This window comes from Sphingomonas sp. ID0503, assembly GCF_048565625.1.
Classification (GTDB): domain Bacteria; phylum Pseudomonadota; class Alphaproteobacteria; order Sphingomonadales; family Sphingomonadaceae; genus JBLZUR01.
In genome coordinates, this window is the sequence record NZ_JBLZUR010000002.1 from 510,039 (window position 1) to 525,725 (window position 15,687).

The following is a 15,687-nucleotide window of genomic DNA, read 5'->3' on the forward strand; positions in this document are numbered from 1 at the left end:
GTGACGTCTCCTGTCCGGTCATGCCGAACGGCGTGGGATGAGTGCGAAGCGGTGGATGGCTGCGCCGAGCGCCATCGCAGCGATGAAGAGCAGCGCGGGGGCAGGCTGGATCGCGAGTGCGGCGATGGCGGGGCCTGGGCACAAGCCGACAAGGCCCCAGCCTATGCCGAACAAGGCGGCGCCAGCGATGAGGCGCGCGTCGATCGGCGACGTGGCGGGCGTATAGAACTGCTCCGCGACGATCGGCGTGGAGCGCCCACGCACGACGAGCCAGGCTATCGCCATCGGCAGGATCGCTCCCGCCATGACGAAGGCGAGGGTCGGATCCCAGGCTCCGGTGACGTCGAGAAACGCACGTACCCGGGCAGGATCGATCATGCCGGAAACGGCGAGGCCAGCGCCGAACAGCGTGCCGCTGACAAGCGAAAGGATGCCTTGCCGCATCACGCTACCACTCCCGCCAGGCGCATGAGGGTCACGGTGGCGATACCGGTCGCCATGAACGTACCCGTCGCGACGATAGACCGCGGCGACAGGCGCGACAGGCCGCAGACGCCGTGACCGCTGGTGCACCCTGCGCCGAGCCGCGTACCAATCCCGACGATCAGCCCGGCGACGGCGATCAGCCCGAGCGACGTCGGGAAGCGGGCTTCCACATCCCGATTGGCCGCAACAAGGGCTGCACCCAGGGGCAGCCCCACTGTAAACAGGAGTGCCATCATCCAGGGCGCGCCTCCTTGGGAAAGGCCGAGGACACGGGCGAACATGCCACTGACCCCGGCGATGCGGCCGTTGCCCAGTAACATGATCGCCGCAGCGACACCGATCATCAGCCCACCGATAAAGCCGGCGAGCGGCATGGCATGGGGAAATCCGGGCATCACAGCGCATCCAGTGGGATCTTGAGGTAGCGGGTGCCGTTGGCTTCCGGCTCCGGCAGATGGCCGCCGCGCATATTCACCTGAACTGAGGGCAGGATGAGCTTGGGCATCGACAGGGTGGCATCGCGACGGGTGCGCATCGCGACGAAGTCGTCTTCGTCCACGCCTTCGTGGACATGGACGTTGCCGACGCGCTGCGCGCCCACGGTCGTCTCCCAGACATACTGGTCGCGACCCGCAGCCTTGTAGTCGTGACACAGGAACAGCCGCGTCTCGTCAGGCAACTGCATCAGTCGGCGGATCGAGCGGAATAGCTGGCGCGCATCACCACCGGGGAAGTCCGCGCGTGCTGTGCCGTAATCCGGCATGAAAAGGGTATCGCCGGTGAAGACCGCGTCGCCGATGACATAGGCCATGTCGGCGGGGGTGTGCCCCGGCACATGCAGCGCGATGGCCTCGATGTCGCCGATCGCGAAACGATCGCCATCGTCGAACAGGCGGTCGAACTCGGAGCCGTCGCGTTCGAAGTCGGTGCCGGCGTTGAAAATCTTGCCGAAGACGTTCTGTACGCGAATGATCTCGCGGCCGATCGCGAGCTGACCACCCAGCGCCTTCTGCAGATAGGGCGCCGCAGACAGGTGATCGGCATGAGCATGGGTCTCAAGCAGCCAGTCGACCGAAAGGCCGTGCTCCCGCACATAAGCGATTACCACATCCGCCGACGCCGTCTTGGTGCGACCGGCCGCAGCGTCAAAATCCAGCACACTGTCGACGACCGCGGCCTTCCGCGTGGCAGGGTCCCAGACGACGTAGGTCGCGGTGTTGGTCGGCTCATCAAAGAAGGAATGAACGACCGGCGCTCCTGCCGCCTTCGCACGTTCAATCTGCGCAACTGCCTCGCTCAACGCCGATTCCACAATTGCCTCCGTTTATCGATTTCACGGTTTATGTAGTCGTGTAACCCACTTGCGTCAACGGGCGCCCCGTGCCATCTGAAAAACATGGAAACGATGGATGCAGACGCACCGCGCTCGTTGCGTATCGGGGACGTTGCCCCGAATTTTACCGCCCGCACGACGCAGGGCGAAATGACGCTCGATCAGTATCGTGGTCGCTGGGTCGTGTTCTTCTCGCACCCGGCTGATTTTACGCCGGTCTGCACCAGCGAGTTTGTAGCCCTGACCAAGGCCGCACCGCAATTCGAGGAGCTGGACTGCGCCTTGCTCGGGCTGTCGGTCGACAGCCTGTATTCGCATGTCGCCTGGTTGCGTGCGATCAAGGATGTCTTCGGCGTAGAGGTGCCGTTTCCGGTCGTGGAAGATCCGTCGATGGCCGTGGGTTACGCCTATGGCATGCTCGACGAACAGGCCGGCGATGCTTCAGCCGTGCGTGCGACCTACTTCATCGATCCCGAGGGCATTATCCGTGCGCTCAACTGGTATCCCATGAACGTCGGGCGATCGGTCGACGAGATGCTCCGCACGGTGAGGGCGCTGCAGCGATCGGCCGATGGGCAAGCCTACATGCCGGCCGATTGGCAGCCGGGTGACGATGTTCTGCTGCCGCCTGCCCTGCCGGGCAACGCCGGTGCAGACTGGTTTCATCAGTTGAAGGCCGATCGATGACGGCGATCCATCAATCCCGCGCGATCGCGGACACGGCGGTTGAGAAGCTGCGGGTGTTCGCTCAGCCCCAGCGTCTCATGATCCTGTCCTATCTGCTCGGCGGTGAGCGTCAGGTTGCGGACATAGAGGCTGCTACCGGCGTGACCCAACCGGCCCTCAGCCAGCAGCTTGCCGAGCTGCGCCGCGCCGAGCTGGTGAAGACGAGACGTGAAGCCAAGCAGGTCTACTACCGTCTTGCCGATGAGGCCGCTGCACTGTGCGTGCGCACGCTGGAAGCGATGTTCGGCGCCGACGATCTAGCCGTGCATGAGGCAGCGCCCGCTTCCCGACCGTCGCGAGCGCGCGGGGCGTCGGCTGCCACGCGGCCGCAAAATATAGGCGCAGCCGTATTTGCGAGGGTCGGATAATCATTCCGGTTTCGAAAGGACAAACCAGATGCGGCTTCCCGCTATCGCAGTTGCAGGATGCTTGGCCGTCATGAGCAGTGCCGGGTCAGCAGGCGTCACCGCGCAACAACCCGTGATTGCCGGCTATGGCAGGATCACGCCGGTAGAAGGCGCGGTTGAGCGGCCGGACCACTCGCTGCGATATCGTGTGCTGTTCAGTGTGACGAAGGCGGCGTCATCTCCCGACAAGGTCAATCCCTCGCTGGAGAAGGTCGCACGCTTCCTGAACCTGCTCGGGGCGGACGGCGTGCGGCCGGCACAGGGAGATGTGGTCGTGATCGTCCACGGCCCGGCGACGCCGATTATTTCCGAAGATGGGGAATATGCGACAAAAACCGGTGCTGCGAAGAATCCCAATCTTGCCCTGATAGCGGCGCTGAAACGAGCAGGCGTGTCCGTTCGGGTGTGCAGCCAGGCTTTAGTCGGGAATGGGATCGCTCCGGTTACGGTCGATAAGGCTGTCGAAGTCGACGTCTCGGCTCTCACCACAATGGCGACGTTGCAGATACGTGGTTGGGCGCTGATCCCTGACTGATCGTACCGAACTACTTCCTGTTTTATCATTCCAGTCCGTAACTCGGCCAGTGTCACAACCGTCCGAGGCCGTTGAAAAAGGCCTGCGCGAAATCGGCGTGGCGGATGGCTGGTGACGCCGGCACGGTAGGATACGCCGCGTGTCAGGCCGGCGCGGCCTGCCGGGCGAGCAGCTGAAGGTTGTATGCCGCGGCGGCCATGGTGAACTCCTCGGCGGCTCCTGACAGGCCTCGCAGCTTGAGCGTTCGCAGCCCCAGGTTGCGTTTCAGGTGGCCGAACACGCGCTCAATCCGCTGTCTTCGACGCCGCGCGTGCACATAGGCGTCGGTGCCAGCAAGGGCGCGGACGGTATCGCGGGCATCCTCGCTGACGAGGCGGGTGACGCTGCGTTTACGGCTGACGGTGCATCGGGGCTTCAGTTCGCAGCCAGCACAATCGGCGACATGGCTTCGGTATACGCGAACCTGGCTGGCGCGTCTGGTGCCGCAATAGCCGAGCAGCTTGTCCGCCGGACAGCGGTAGGCATCCGCTTCCCGGTCGTAGCGGAAGGCATCCCGGGTGAAGAAGGCGTCCCGCTGGCGGGTCCGGTCGATGACCGAGATGTATGGCGTGATGTTCCGGTCGATCAACCAGCCAAGCAGCGGACCGCTACCATACGCCTTGTCGGCCGAGAGACTGGCGGGTTCGATGCCCAGCCTGGTGCCGGCGCGCGACACCAGAGTCCGGGTCGCCGCCACCTCGGCTGCGAAGCGGGCGGGCGTGGCCTCCACGTCGAGGATGCAGTCGGTGTCGAGGTCAAGCAGGGGGTTGATGGCGTATGCGTAGCGCGCCGGTCCGTGCTTGCAGGTGAGCGCCGCCTGCGGATCGGTCGGCGAGATGCTGGTCGAATCGACGGGCGCCGGTTCGTCGGGGTCCGGCGGCAAGGCGGCATCGAGCGCCGCCAGATATTCGGCGACGGGTCGCGATATGCTTTCCCTGGCACGAAGCTCGTCCGCAGCATCGGCCCCCTTCAGCTTCTTCTCACGGCTGGCGTCGGCCATGATCGTGCTGCCGTCCACCGCCAAGTCGCGCCCCGTTACCAGCCCGGCCGCGGCGCACCGCGCGACTACCTGCTCGAACAGCAGACGATGCAGGTCGCAGGTGCGGAAGCGGCCGTGCCGGTTCTTGGAGAAGGTGGAATGGTCGGGCACCCGGTCGGCCAGATCGAGCCGGCAGAACCAACGATAGGCGAGGTTGAGGTGCACCTCCTCGCACAGGCGGCGTTCCGAGCGGATGCCGAACAGGTAGCCAACCAGCAGCATCCTGAGCATTAACTCCGGGTCGATCGACGGTCGCCCGCTCGCGCTGTAGCTCGACGCCAGCGCCTCGCGCACGAAGCCGAAGTCGAGCAGCCCGTCGATACGTCGGAGCAGGTGGTCGGCGGGCACATGCTCATCCAGCCGGAAGCCGTAAAACAGTGCGCCTTGTGCCACCTGCCGACCCATCATCTTCGTGATCCTCCGACCCCTCTCAGGGGTGAATCACGCCTCCGAACCCCGCGCAAGCAGCCGTTTTTCAACAGTCTCGGGCCGTTTTCTGAACAGCGGTAATGCGCCGGGTTGTTCTTGCGATCTGCCCGGCATAGGGGAGGGGGGTATATGGCTCATCTCTCCGGTTCCAACGCCGACCTGATCGCACGCGTGCGTCGTATCGCCGGCCAAGTCGGGGCCGTCGAACGCGGCCTCACGTCAGGCGACTCCTGCGCGACGGTTCTGCACTTGGTCGCGGCCGTCCGCGGCGCGGTGAACGGGCTGATGGACGAAATTATCGCCGAACACCTGGAAGCGCACGTTGCTCGGTCGGGGCTGACGGACGAGGAGCGCGCCCACGGAGCCGACGAGCTGCTGGCGGTGATCCGCCGTTACGCCAAGTAGGATTGTGCTCGATGCCTACCGCTTCCGAAATCGACCGCTTTGCCCACGATCACGTTTTCCTGGGCAGCTCGCACGACGAGAACGCCCGCCGAACCCTGTGGGTGGTCGCACTCACAGCCGTGATGATGGTCGGCGAAATCATCGCCGGATACCTGACCGGCTCGATGGCGCTGCTCGCGGACGGGTTCCACATGGCGACGCACGCCGGCGCGCTCTCGGTCGCTGCGGCGGCTTATGCGTATGCCAAGCGTCACGCGCGCAACCCGGCCTATAGCTTCGGCACCGGCAAGGTTGGCGACCTCGCCGGTTTCGCCTCGGCCATGGTGCTCGGCCTGATCGCGCTCGGGATCGGGGTGGAATCGGTGCTGCGCCTGTTTCAGCCCATCACGGTCGCATTCGGGGAGGCCACGATCATTGCCGTCGTCGGCCTAGGTGTGAACATCGCCAGCGCCTTTCTGCTCTCGAGCGGTCACCACCATCACGGGCACGGGCCCGGGCACGATCATCACCACGGGCACGATCATGCGCACGCCCACGGCTCTCACGGCGGCGACAACAACCTCCGCTCTGCCTATGTTCATGTCCTCGCCGACGCGCTCACCTCGGTCCTCGCCATCGCGGCGCTGCTCGCCGGCCGGTATCTCGGCTGGGTCTGGATGGACCCGGTCATGGGGATCGTCGGCGCGGTCGTCATCGCCCGCTGGTCATGGAGCCTGATGCGCGACACGGCCGCCGTCCTGCTCGATCGCACCGACGCGCATGTCGCCGACGAGGTGCGCGAGCTGGTCGAAGCTCCCGGCGACGCCCGAGTGACCGACCTGCACGTCTGGAAGGTCGGACCGGAAGCGCACGCGGCGATCGTCAGCGTCGCCGGCGTTCGGAATGGCGAGCTGGTCCGCCAGCGGCTCGCGCCGGTTCACGAGCTGGCGCACCTCACGGTCGAGGTGCGCTGATGCTCTACCTGCTTCTCAAGGCCGGCATATCGGCCGTCATCATCGTCGCCGTGTCGGAGATCGCCAAGCGCAGCCCCGGTTTCGGCGCGCTGATCGCCTCGCTCCCGCTCGTCTCGGTGCTGGGCATGATCTGGCTCTGGCGCGACACGCACGATCGGGCGCGCATGGCGGCCCATGCCGGCGCGACCTTCTGGTACGTGCTGCCGTCCTTGCCGATGTTCCTACTCATTGCGGCGATGCTCAACCGCGGCGCGCCGTTCTGGCTGGCGCTCGCCTCGGGGTGTCTCCTCACGGTTGCGCTCTACCTCGCGATGACGTGGGTGGGGCCGCGCTTCGGGCTCCAGCTCTAAGCGAGCCCGGACAAGCGAAGCGCGACGCCCGCCGCAGCGCACGCGCCTAAGGTCGGGATCACGCCCGACTTGAACCGGAACATCGCGACCAGGGCCGCGACGGTCAACGCTAGCGCGGCCGGGTCGAGGGTGGACAACACCGGCACGTCCAGCGTCCTGCCGGCGATCGGCAGGGCGCGGACTTGGTGAAACAGGGTGTGGAGCGCGAACCACACCGCCAGATTGAGCACCACGCCGACCACGGCTGCGGTGATGGCGGCGAGCGCGGCCGACAGCGCCTTGTTACCGCGCAGCTTCTCGATGAACGGCGCGCCCAGGAAGATCCAGAGGAAGCAAGGCACGAACGTCACCCAGGTCGTGAGCAAGCCCCCCAAGGTGGCGGCGAGCAGCGGGGGCAAGCCGGTCGCTTGCCGGAACGCGCCCATGAAGCCGACGAACTGCGTCACGATGATCAGCGGCCCCGGCGTCGTCTCCGCCATGCCAAGTCCGTCCAGCATCTCGCCGGGACGAAGCCAGCCGTAGTTTTCGACGGCCTGCTGAGCGACATAGGCGAGCACGGCGTAAGCGCCCCCGAACGTCACCACCGCCATCTTGGAGAAGAACAGCGCGATCTGCGTGAACACATTGCCCGGTCCGACTGACGCGAGCAGCGCCGCAATCGGCGCGAGCCACAGCGCGAGGAGCGCACCGCTGATCCGGAGCGACCATGCGAGGCTGGGGCGGGCGTGGTCGGGGACGTGCTCGCCAAGCGCGGTTTCGGCATCGCGGACGATCTTGCCGCCCGATGCACCGTGGCTGCCCCCGCCCATGAAGGCGGGGTGGCGTGCGCGCCCGCCAAGGAAGCCGGCGATGGCGGCCGCAAGAATGATGATCGGGAAAGGAACGCCAAGGAAGAAGATCGCCACGAACGATGCCGCCGCGATCCCGCGCATGACGTTGTTCTTCAGCGCGCGCGAGCCGATGCGCACGACGGCCTGAAGCACGATCGCGAGCACGGCGGCCTTCAAGCCGAAGAACAGCGCCTCAACAAAGGGGACGTTGCCGAACAGCGCATAGACCCAGCTCAGCGCCATGATCGCGACCAGGCCGGGGAGCACGAACAGCGCGCCAGCGACAAGCCCGCCCTTGGTCTTGTGGAGCAGCCAGCCGATGTAGATGGCGAGCTGCTGCGCCTCGGGGCCGGGCAGCAACATGCAATAGTTGAGCGCGTGAAGGAACCGCTCCTCGCCGATCCATCGCCGCTCCTCGACCAGCACGCGGTGCATCATCGCGATCTGGCCGGCCGGGCCGCCGAAGCTTAAGGCGGCAACCTTGGCCCAGACCCGCAGCGCTTCGCCGAAGGGGATGCCGTGATCCCGCGGGCTCGGGCCTGCGATCGGCGCGGTCGCGGTCGCCTCCATCGTCATTCTCCTCGTCGCCTGGTGAAGTGGGCGTAGAAGCCGTCGAGCGCGCCCGCGCCTCGCGCGAGCCGGTCGGGGTCGTCGGGCGTGGCGGCGCATATCCCCTCGATCAGCGCGCTGACGCCGGCCGTCTCCGGCCGGCCGAACTTGTCGTCGGCGATGTCGAGGTCGTGGATGATCTCCGACAGCGCGACGAGCGCCGGGTCGCCGTCGAGCCCTCGGCGGAACACCAGCGTCTCGAAGGTGCAGCGGTCGCCTTCGTGCGTGAACTCGGCGTCCGCCATGTCGAAGCGCAGCTCGCCGGGCTCGGGGGCGTAACCCTTGCCCTCCACGAACTTGAAGGTCGCGTCCGGGTCGATGAAGCGCCGGATCAACCACGCTGACGCGATGCGGTCGACGTGGATGTGGACGCGCGTGACCCAGGTGCGCCCGCGAAGCTCGGCCTGGGCCAGCTCGGGCGCGCCCGGCCCGGTCACGTCGGGGTGCTGGCCCGCCCGGGCTTCCGCCGGGGCAAGCGCCGCCTCGGCCGTTTGCCGCCCGTGCGCGCCGAAGAAGTCGATCGCGGCGATCTCGTCCAGCCGGCGGCGCAACCGGCGAACCTCGCCGGGGGGAACATACTCGCCTTCCGCCAAGGTCCGCGCCTCGCGCGCCAGCTCCTCGTAATCGGCATCGCGCGCCGCGTCGAAAGTTCCGCGAAGCTCGGGGTCACCGATGCCACCTACCAGCCGCGCCTCTAGGATCAGCGCCTCGCCGCCATTGTCGGCAATCTCGCGGTGCAAATCCTCGAACAGCGCGCGAGTGTCGGCGCGGTTGGGGAGCGCGTGGACCGCGTTCTTGAGCGGCGCGGCCCCGATCGCCTGCAAACGCCGCCACACCTTCACCCGCAAATAGGCGGGCTTGGCGGGAAGCTGCGGGATCAACAGCAACCAAGGGCTGGGTTCGGCGTTCGTCATAACTGTATCATCCGGATTTTGGAGTGTAACGGTTGCATCATCGTTCATGCAACCATAGACATGCTTGGGTTGGCGAACGCGCGAGGAGAGGGCGATGTCACGTCTGACCGGGACCATGCTGGCGCTGCTCGTCTCGGGCGGGATCGCTCCTACCGCGGCGCACGCGCAGCGCGGGGAGACCGTCGCGTTGCGCGAAGCCTATCCGTGCCGGCGCTGATGATAGGAGAGATTGGATGATGAAACCCCTTCTGGCCGGCGTTCTCGCCGCGCTCGCCGCCCCGGCCTGGGCCGCGCCCGACTGGAACAAGGTCGATGCTGCGCTCGGCCGACCGGGCACCGAACAGGCGGGCGGTGTCCATCGCTACGGCTTCCCGCGCTCCGACCTGCACGTCACTCTCGACGGCGTGGCGATCAAGCCAGCACTGGCGCTCGGCTCCTGGGCGGCGTTCCAGCCGATGGGTGACGACACTATGGTGATGGGCGACCTGGTGCTGACGCACGAGGAGGTGAACCCGGTGATAAGCCGCCTCTTGGCCGGCGGCTTCACGATCACCGCGCTCCACAATCACCTGCTGCGCTCCGCGCCCGCCACCATGTACCTGCACATCGCCGGGCATGGCGACCCGGTGAAGCTCGCGACCGCGTTGCGCGCCGCGCTGGCGGAAAGCCGCACCCCGCTCGCCGCGCCGTCCAGGGACTCGCAACCGCCCTCAGCCGGGGCCGGCAGCTCGCCGCCCGTCGATCTCAACACGGCCGCACTTGACGGCGTGATGGGGGCCAAGGGCAAGCCGAATGGCGGCGTCCTCCAATACAGCTTCCCGCGCGCGGAAAGGTTGATGGATGCCGGTATGGTCACGCCGCCCACGATGGGAACCGCGACCGCGATCAACTTCCAGCCGACCGGGGGCGGCAAGGCCGCGATCACCGGCGATTTCGTGCTGGTAGCGAGCGAGGTCGATCCGGTCATGCGCGCGCTGCGCGCCAGCGGGATCGAAGTTACGGCACTGCACAATCACATGCTGAACGACGAGCCGCGCCTGTTCTTCATGCACTTTTGGGCGAACCAGGATGCAGCCAAGCTCGCCCGCGGCCTGCGCGCTGCCCTTGACAAAATGAACCTGCAACGAAGCTGACGATCAGGCGATCGGCTTTTCGGGCCGTCATCGCCGCCCGACCCCGACCACGGCCCGATGGGCAACTGGAACAGAGCTGGCAAGACAGTCGAGCTGTTCGTGACGCCCGAAGGCCAGGTGCTCGGTAGCGAGGAATGAAAATGCGATTGAGGCGTGTCAGCACCTTAAGCTCGGACGCGCCCCTTCACCCGGCCCAGCCGGGTTCGGAAAGGACGAAAACGGTGAAACGTGCAACCATGATCTTGGCGCTGATGGGGGCGGTCGCTCCTCATGCTCCGGCGCTGGCGCAAACCAAACAGTCGGACATGCAAGGTGCCGCGCTTCTCGCGAGCTGCCGCGCCGCGGAGCAGAGGTGTGGAGCATATCTCCAAGGCGTGCTGGACATGATGATCGTCGCGCGAAAGGCCGAGTGCGGCGCGCCGCGCGATGATCGTGCGGCCTTGCGTGCGGCCTATCTGCGCTGGGCGGAACGGGACAGCTATTTTCAGAGTGTCCACATGGTCGCGGGGGCCGAACAGGCCTTGAGTTCGGCTTGGCCGTGTCCGGGGCAAGTGAACCGCTAACAGGCTCCCCTAAAGCTCTCAGCTACTTCGCCTTGATCGTGGCAAGACACTCGGCTCAGCCTGTTCAACAATCGGTCGGGGCTGTTGAAAAATGTGCCGCTGGTAGCCGGGTCCGGTTGGGGGCGGAATGACACCCCAAAGCATAGCGATCCCGTCTCGCATGGGATGGTGTAGCGGGAAATTGGCGGTATTCTCGAATCCTAGATAGACAGGTTTCGAGAACCCTTGCGTTTTCCTAAAGTGAATGGAGACTGCCTTCTGCCGCCTGCTGACTAAGTGCGAACTTCTGAATCTTACCAGATGCCGTTAGCGGAAACTCGCTGGCGACAAACCAACTGGAAGGCGTCTTCTGGGGGGACAGCAGAGATCGGCAATGGTCCTTGAGTTGCTGATGATCGACGGTCGCCAAGCCTTCACGCAATCTGACGGATGCTGCGACTGTCTCCCCCCATGTCGGGTGTGGAATGCCGAACACCGCCACCTCGGCGATCGCCGGATGCCTCAGCAGGACGGCTTCGATCTCCGCCGGATAGATATTCTCGCCTCCGCGGATAATCATGTCGCTTAGGCGCCCCGTGACCTGGACGTATCCCCGATCATCCATCAGGCCCAGATCGCCGGTACGAAGCCAGCCATCGGCGAGAAGGGTGAGGTCGGTCTCGTCCGGTTGACCGTAGTAGCCGATCATAGTCTGATATCCGCGGGCCTGTATCTCGCCTTGATCACCGAGCGGCAGCGGATCGTGCGTTCCGGGCTGGACGATCCTGACCTCGACCTGCGGCAGCGGTCGGCCTGCGGTGCCGGCGCGATCGGCCTGCGTGTCGTTGTAGTCTGTTGCACAGATGATAGGGCTAAGTTCGGTCTGACCGTAAACCGACATCATTCGGCAACCGAACCGCTGTTCGACCCGGGCCAGCAACTCGGGCGCGACGGGAGCCCCACCGGAAAACAGGATGCGGAGGCTGGAGAGGTCATAATCGGCGCGATCAAGCTCCGCCATCATGGCGGCCAGCATGGTCGGAACGCCGCTGGTCACTGTTCCGCGTTCGCGCTGGATCGTGTCCAGCATCAGCACCGGATCGAACAGGACCGGCAGGACCAATGTCGACAGGCTGGTGACCGCACCAAGCACGCCCAGCACCGATCCCGCCGTATGAAAGAGCGGCATCGGCGTCACCACCGTATCACCCCCTTGTCCGATGCGGGTTGCGACGAGCGATGCGTTGGTCACGAGCGCGCGGTGCGTGAGCAGCGCCCCCTTGGGCCTGCCGGTAGTGCCGGACGTGAACTGCATCTGCGCCGGAGCGAGCGGCGACACGGCCGGCAGCGGGGAACCGTGGCGATGCCGGGGGATGGCGGCGGCGACTTCACCGATCAGGATGTGATCGAGCGATGGCGCCGCGATGCGGGCGATAGCCGTCATGTCCGACCCGCGGAACGCCTCGACGTGGATCAGCGCCTTCGCCTTCGATCGGTCGAGGACATGCCGAAGTTCCTCGGCACGGAGCGACGGATTGGCGGTGACGAGGACCAGCCCTGCCAGCGCCGCGCCATATTGGACGATCACCCACTCGGGCACGTTCGGCGCCCACAGGCAGATATGATCGCCAGGAGCGAACCGTGCGAGCAGCCAGCGGGCGCACGCCTCCGCATCAACCAGCAACTCGACATAGGTCCACCGGCGATCGGTCGTGGCCGCGCCGGACACGGATGCAAGCCCCTTCGGCGCGGCTTCCACCAGTGCGGCACGATCCCTTGCCAGCTCCGCCGCTCGTCGCAAGGCGTCGCCCGCAGTCATCTCCCACACGGGTCGGGAGGTATCGGCGGCACGATAGGATGAAGTCAGTCCCGAGGTCATGGAGCGGGTTCCGAGGGTGGTTGATGCAAGAGCAGCCGCGCTGCGTCGATCCAATGCCGCAGCAACCGGTGACGATGGTCTGTGTCTGACCGAAGGACCCCCGATACGGCTATGCCGCGAACCAGTTCGAGGGTCAGGGCGATGACCGTCGCGCAGCCGGGCAGGTGGGCAATCGGTGCGAACAGGGCAGCGACGACGCGGTCGCGCTCGGCGCGGGCAGCGCGCTCGGGTCCGCGCAGCGCGGCATGAAGCTGGCGGTCTGCCCGGGCTACGGCCCATAGTTCCAGTTCGGCGAGGTAGGACGGGCTTTCAGCCGCAGAAGCCAGCGACACAATCGCGTGTGCTAGGGGATCGACGCCCGGTGCGGCGGAGCGATGCTCGCGCAGCACTGTGACCTCGTTGCGACGGACCAGTTCGGCCACGGTCGCCGAGAGCAGCTCGGCATGGGTCGGAAAATGATGCAGGAGCGTACCGCGCCCGACCCCTGATCGCTTCTGCACCTCCAGCGTCGTCGTGCCGGCGACACCGCACTCTATCAGCACAGCGACTGCGGAGAGAAGGATGTGATCGCGCGTCGCCTCGCGCTGTTCGCGGCGCGTGGACCGACGCACCGGCCCCTGGACGGCGGATTTGCTCTCCATGGCCGGACAATCTGATAGTCAGCGTTGACTGTCAATGATGAACGCTGATAGTCAGGTCTGACCAAGGAGAGATGCGATGCCCGAGTTCTCGACGCTGCGCGTGGATCACGATCCGTCCAATCGGCGGGTCGCGCGGCTGTTGCTCAATCGTCCCGAACGGCTGAATGCGATCAACGACGATATGCCCGGCGAGATACGCGCCGCGGTCGAATGGGCGGAAGCGGACGACACCGTTCACGCGATTATCGTCGAGGGCGCGGGGAAGGGGTTCTGCGGCGGCTACGATCTGGTCGGCTATGCCGAGAGTGAGGACGATCATCCCTGCCAGCAGGAGCGCGATCCTTGGGACCCGATGGTCGATTACGCGCACATGAAGCGGAATACCGCAAACTTCATGGCGCTCTGGCGCTCAAGCAAGCCGACGATCGCCAAGGTGCATGGAGCCGCTGCCGCTGGCGGCAGTGACATCGCGCTATGCTGCGACCTCCTCATCATGGCCGAGGATGCCCGCATCGGCTACATGCCTACCCGCGTGTGGGGCTGTCCGACGACAGCCATGTGGACCTACCGCCTCGGCCCTGCGCGCGCCAAGCAGATGATGTTCACCGGCGACCTGATTTCGGGGCGGCAGGCCGCGGACTGGGGATTGGCAAACCTCGCCGTGCCCGCCGGGGAACTGGACGATGCGGCATTGAAACTCGCGACCAGGATCGCGGGCGTGCCTGCGAGCCACCTCGCCATGCACAAGCTGGTGGTCAATCAGGTCATGCTCAACATGGGGCTGGAACAGTCACAGATGATGGCGACCGTCTTCGATGGAATAACCCGTCACAATCCCGAGGGTCTATGGTTCCGTCGACACGCACAAGCTCACGGCTTCAAGTCGGCGATCGAGTGGCGTGACAGTGGCCGCTCCATTCCTGAAGGGGACGAGGCTCGTCGCCTGATCCGTGAGATCGACAGTGCGCCCAAATAATCTCCGTGGGCGCGATAGGTGACTCCCTTGAACAGCGTTCCCGATTGGGAAGGTTCAGGGAGACGGCTGACGGTCGCAAGGCGCGCCGGACGGCAGGGAAATAGCCGTTTTCCCAAAATATGTTCCCGATTGCTCATTCCCGAAATGGCCAGTTGGAGACGGAGAAATGGGACGATCCGGCCCGTGAAATGAACCCGCCTTTGACATCCGCCCGGAGCGGATAATGTGAGCAGCCATGTCCGATTGCGAGCAGCCCCGGATGATGGCGAGCACGCTGGCAGCTAATTTGAGCAGGATGCTACCCGCCAGTGGCAGAGAGCGTGAGCAGAAAAACCGGCTGTTTGCGAGCAGACGCCGCTACGATTGCAAGCGCCTACAAGTAGCGGTCCCAGCGGAGCACCGTGCGCGTGTGGATCATGGAGCAGGAGAGATCGGCTCCGCTTGGCAAACGGCACCAGGCCGCTGTCCTGTTGCCTCCTGCCGAACCTTCGGACCGGCAGGTCAGCCTTGGTCCTCGCACCACGATATGCCCCGTCGAAATCGTCCCGCGAGGGCCACCGAGAATATCGACGAGCGCGTCGCGCGCTTCGATCGCCGAGGCATTGGGGCAGGGCTGGTTGGTCCGGCAGGTGCCGTCCATTTCGCGCGCGGCGATCCCGGCGATGCGGATATGCGGGCCTTCGGCGCACCAGACAGGGCCATCGCCATCCCAGACATGCGTCGGCGTACAGGTGAAGCTTTGCCCGGCGGCAACGATCGAAGCGGCGAGAAGTGCAAACATTGGCAAGTGCCTAGCGCAGCGCGCGGCCGAACCAAAGAACGCGGCCGACGATGTTGATCGTGCGCTTCTCGATGCCGCGCCAGCTTGGATAGGCAGGATTGTCGCTGAGCACCGACACCCGCTTGCCCTGCGGTTCGATGGCGACCCGCTTAACGCTGAGCATGTCATCCATGCGCAAGACATAGATTCCATCGCGCAGGCGGGATTGGCCGTCTCCGAGGTCGACCATGACCTCGTCGCCATCGTGCAGCGTCGGCTCCATCGAATCCCCGTGCACGGCTATGATCGAAAGGCTCGCCGCCTTGCTGGCGGTCAGCCGACGCAGCCACTTTTCATCGAACCCGAACTGGGCACATTTGGCTTCCATCTCGGCCAGCGCGCCGTGTCCGGCAGAGGCCTCGACAGCGAGAACCGGGACATGGACCAGTTCGACGACCGGACCGGATCGCCGCTCGGGAGCGCCAAGGACCTTTTCATCCACCCCGAAGAACCGAGCGAGGACCGCGCGATCCTGCTCGTCCAGCTGCCTGGGGCTGCCGCGCCGGATGTACTGCTGGATATAGGCGGCATTGCGCCCGAGAAGGCGGGAAATCGAGGAGTAGTTGCAGCCTCGTTGCTGGATCAGTTCGTCCAGGGTTCTACGTGCGTCTTCCATCGCCGCTGGTCCTATCGCATCTGTC

General features: G+C 65.5%; 20 protein-coding genes. 10 read left to right on the plus strand and 10 right to left on the minus strand.

Going from position 1 to position 15,687, the window contains the following annotated elements; translation table 11 throughout:
• Positions 1 to 18: 18 nt before the first annotated feature.
• From ACM608_RS03500 to ACM608_RS03510, 3 genes are read right to left on the minus strand one after another with little or no spacing between them, the layout of a single operon-like run.
• A complete protein-coding gene (locus tag ACM608_RS03500; RefSeq protein ID WP_066706242.1) occupies positions 19 to 444 on the minus strand; it encodes a DUF6691 family protein in 426 nt (141 codons plus the stop codon).
• Positions 444 to 881, minus strand: coding sequence for a YeeE/YedE family protein (locus ACM608_RS03505; RefSeq protein WP_174525784.1), 438 nt, complete (start codon positions 879 to 881; stop codon positions 444 to 446). The genes ACM608_RS03500 and ACM608_RS03505 overlap by 1 nt, the downstream gene beginning before the upstream one ends.
• Entirely contained in the window at positions 881 to 1,786 is a 906-nt protein-coding gene (locus ACM608_RS03510; RefSeq protein WP_371423995.1) for an MBL fold metallo-hydrolase, read from the minus strand. The genes ACM608_RS03505 and ACM608_RS03510 overlap by 1 nt, the downstream gene beginning before the upstream one ends.
• 96 nt (positions 1,787 to 1,882) lie before the next feature.
• Between ACM608_RS03510 and ACM608_RS03515 the strand changes: the two genes are divergently transcribed.
• The 3 genes from ACM608_RS03515 (at position 1,883) to ACM608_RS03525 (ending at position 3,487) form a co-directional block, all read left to right on the plus strand.
• Positions 1,883 to 2,506 carry a peroxiredoxin gene (locus ACM608_RS03515; RefSeq protein WP_066706236.1) on the plus strand — a complete coding sequence of 208 codons (624 nt, stop codon included), beginning with the start codon at positions 1,883 to 1,885 and terminating at the stop codon, positions 2,504 to 2,506.
• Positions 2,503 to 2,913, plus strand: coding sequence for an ArsR/SmtB family transcription factor (locus tag ACM608_RS03520; RefSeq protein WP_419681880.1), 411 nt, complete (start codon positions 2,503 to 2,505; stop codon positions 2,911 to 2,913). Before ACM608_RS03515 ends, ACM608_RS03520 begins: the two co-directional genes overlap by 4 nt.
• A gap of 70 nt (positions 2,914 to 2,983) precedes the next feature.
• A complete protein-coding gene (locus tag ACM608_RS03525) occupies positions 2,984 to 3,487 on the plus strand; it encodes a DsrE family protein (protein ID WP_419685080.1) in 504 nt (167 codons plus the stop codon).
• Positions 3,488 to 3,629: 142 nt separating this feature from the next.
• On the opposite strand, the gene ACM608_RS03530 is transcribed toward ACM608_RS03525, so the two are convergent.
• Positions 3,630 to 4,973: a transposase gene (locus ACM608_RS03530; protein ID WP_141459483.1), complete on the minus strand. Its 1,344-nt coding sequence runs from the start codon at positions 4,971 to 4,973 to the stop codon at positions 3,630 to 3,632.
• A gap of 150 nt (positions 4,974 to 5,123) precedes the next feature.
• Between ACM608_RS03530 and ACM608_RS03535 the strand changes: the two genes are divergently transcribed.
• Genes ACM608_RS03535 through ACM608_RS03545 form a run of 3 tightly spaced genes read left to right on the plus strand, consistent with a single transcriptional unit; the run spans position 5,124 to position 6,702 of the window.
• The gene (locus tag ACM608_RS03535) at positions 5,124 to 5,399 is read left to right on the plus strand and encodes a metal/formaldehyde-sensitive transcriptional repressor (protein WP_018251376.1); all 276 of its coding nucleotides are present in this window, start codon (positions 5,124 to 5,126) and stop codon (positions 5,397 to 5,399) included.
• 11 nt (positions 5,400 to 5,410) lie between these two features.
• On the plus strand, positions 5,411 to 6,352 hold the full coding sequence (dmeF, locus tag ACM608_RS03540) for a CDF family Co(II)/Ni(II) efflux transporter DmeF (RefSeq protein WP_018251375.1): 942 nt from the start codon (positions 5,411 to 5,413) through the stop codon (positions 6,350 to 6,352).
• Positions 6,352 to 6,702 carry a DUF3147 family protein gene (locus ACM608_RS03545; protein ID WP_018251374.1) on the plus strand — a complete coding sequence of 117 codons (351 nt, stop codon included), beginning with the start codon at positions 6,352 to 6,354 and terminating at the stop codon, positions 6,700 to 6,702. The genes dmeF and ACM608_RS03545 overlap by 1 nt, the downstream gene beginning before the upstream one ends.
• Here ACM608_RS03545 and chrA read toward each other — a convergent pair.
• Both chrA and ACM608_RS03555 read right to left on the minus strand, forming a co-directional pair.
• A complete protein-coding gene (gene chrA, locus ACM608_RS03550; RefSeq protein WP_018251373.1) occupies positions 6,699 to 8,108 on the minus strand; it encodes a chromate efflux transporter in 1,410 nt (469 codons plus the stop codon). The two genes, ACM608_RS03545 and chrA, sit on opposite strands and share 4 nt — an antisense overlap.
• Positions 8,105 to 9,055, minus strand: a complete 951-nt coding sequence (locus ACM608_RS03555; protein WP_018251372.1) for a chromate resistance protein ChrB domain-containing protein — start codon at positions 9,053 to 9,055, stop codon at positions 8,105 to 8,107. The genes chrA and ACM608_RS03555 overlap by 4 nt, the downstream gene beginning before the upstream one ends.
• A gap of 94 nt (positions 9,056 to 9,149) precedes the next feature.
• On the opposite strand from ACM608_RS03555, the gene ACM608_RS03560 reads away from it, so the two are divergent.
• The 3 genes from ACM608_RS03560 (at position 9,150) to ACM608_RS03570 (ending at position 10,751) form a co-directional block, all read left to right on the plus strand.
• On the plus strand, positions 9,150 to 9,272 hold the full coding sequence (locus ACM608_RS03560) for a hypothetical protein (RefSeq protein WP_267903937.1): 123 nt from the start codon (positions 9,150 to 9,152) through the stop codon (positions 9,270 to 9,272).
• Positions 9,273 to 9,288: 16 nt separating this feature from the next.
• Positions 9,289 to 10,188, plus strand: coding sequence for a DUF1259 domain-containing protein (locus ACM608_RS03565; protein ID WP_018251370.1), 900 nt, complete (start codon positions 9,289 to 9,291; stop codon positions 10,186 to 10,188).
• A gap of 221 nt (positions 10,189 to 10,409) precedes the next feature.
• Positions 10,410 to 10,751 carry a Rap1a/Tai family immunity protein gene (locus ACM608_RS03570; RefSeq protein WP_133497062.1) on the plus strand — a complete coding sequence of 114 codons (342 nt, stop codon included), beginning with the start codon at positions 10,410 to 10,412 and terminating at the stop codon, positions 10,749 to 10,751.
• Positions 10,752 to 10,986: 235 nt separating this feature from the next.
• Here the strand turns inward: ACM608_RS03570 and ACM608_RS03575 are convergent, their stop codons facing one another.
• Together ACM608_RS03575 and ACM608_RS03580 are read right to left on the minus strand one after the other, a co-directional pair.
• Entirely contained in the window at positions 10,987 to 12,549 is a 1,563-nt protein-coding gene (locus ACM608_RS03575; RefSeq protein ID WP_419685082.1) for an AMP-binding protein, read from the minus strand.
• Between the two features lie 56 nt (positions 12,550 to 12,605).
• Positions 12,606 to 13,250, minus strand: coding sequence for a TetR/AcrR family transcriptional regulator (locus ACM608_RS03580; RefSeq protein WP_141459479.1), 645 nt, complete (start codon positions 13,248 to 13,250; stop codon positions 12,606 to 12,608).
• Between the two features lie 76 nt (positions 13,251 to 13,326).
• Here ACM608_RS03580 and ACM608_RS03585 point away from each other — a divergent pair, with 76 nt between their 5' ends.
• On the plus strand, positions 13,327 to 14,226 hold the full coding sequence (locus tag ACM608_RS03585; RefSeq protein WP_141459477.1) for a crotonase/enoyl-CoA hydratase family protein: 900 nt from the start codon (positions 13,327 to 13,329) through the stop codon (positions 14,224 to 14,226).
• Positions 14,227 to 14,599: 373 nt separating this feature from the next.
• Here ACM608_RS03585 and ACM608_RS03590 read toward each other — a convergent pair whose 3' ends face one another.
• A complete protein-coding gene (locus ACM608_RS03590; RefSeq protein WP_141459475.1) occupies positions 14,600 to 15,007 on the minus strand; it encodes a thermonuclease family protein in 408 nt (135 codons plus the stop codon).
• A 10-nt stretch (positions 15,008 to 15,017) separates the two neighbouring features.
• Positions 15,018 to 15,662, minus strand: coding sequence for a S24 family peptidase (locus ACM608_RS03595; RefSeq protein WP_141459473.1), 645 nt, complete (start codon positions 15,660 to 15,662; stop codon positions 15,018 to 15,020).
• Between the last annotated feature and the right edge of the window lie 25 nt (positions 15,663 to 15,687).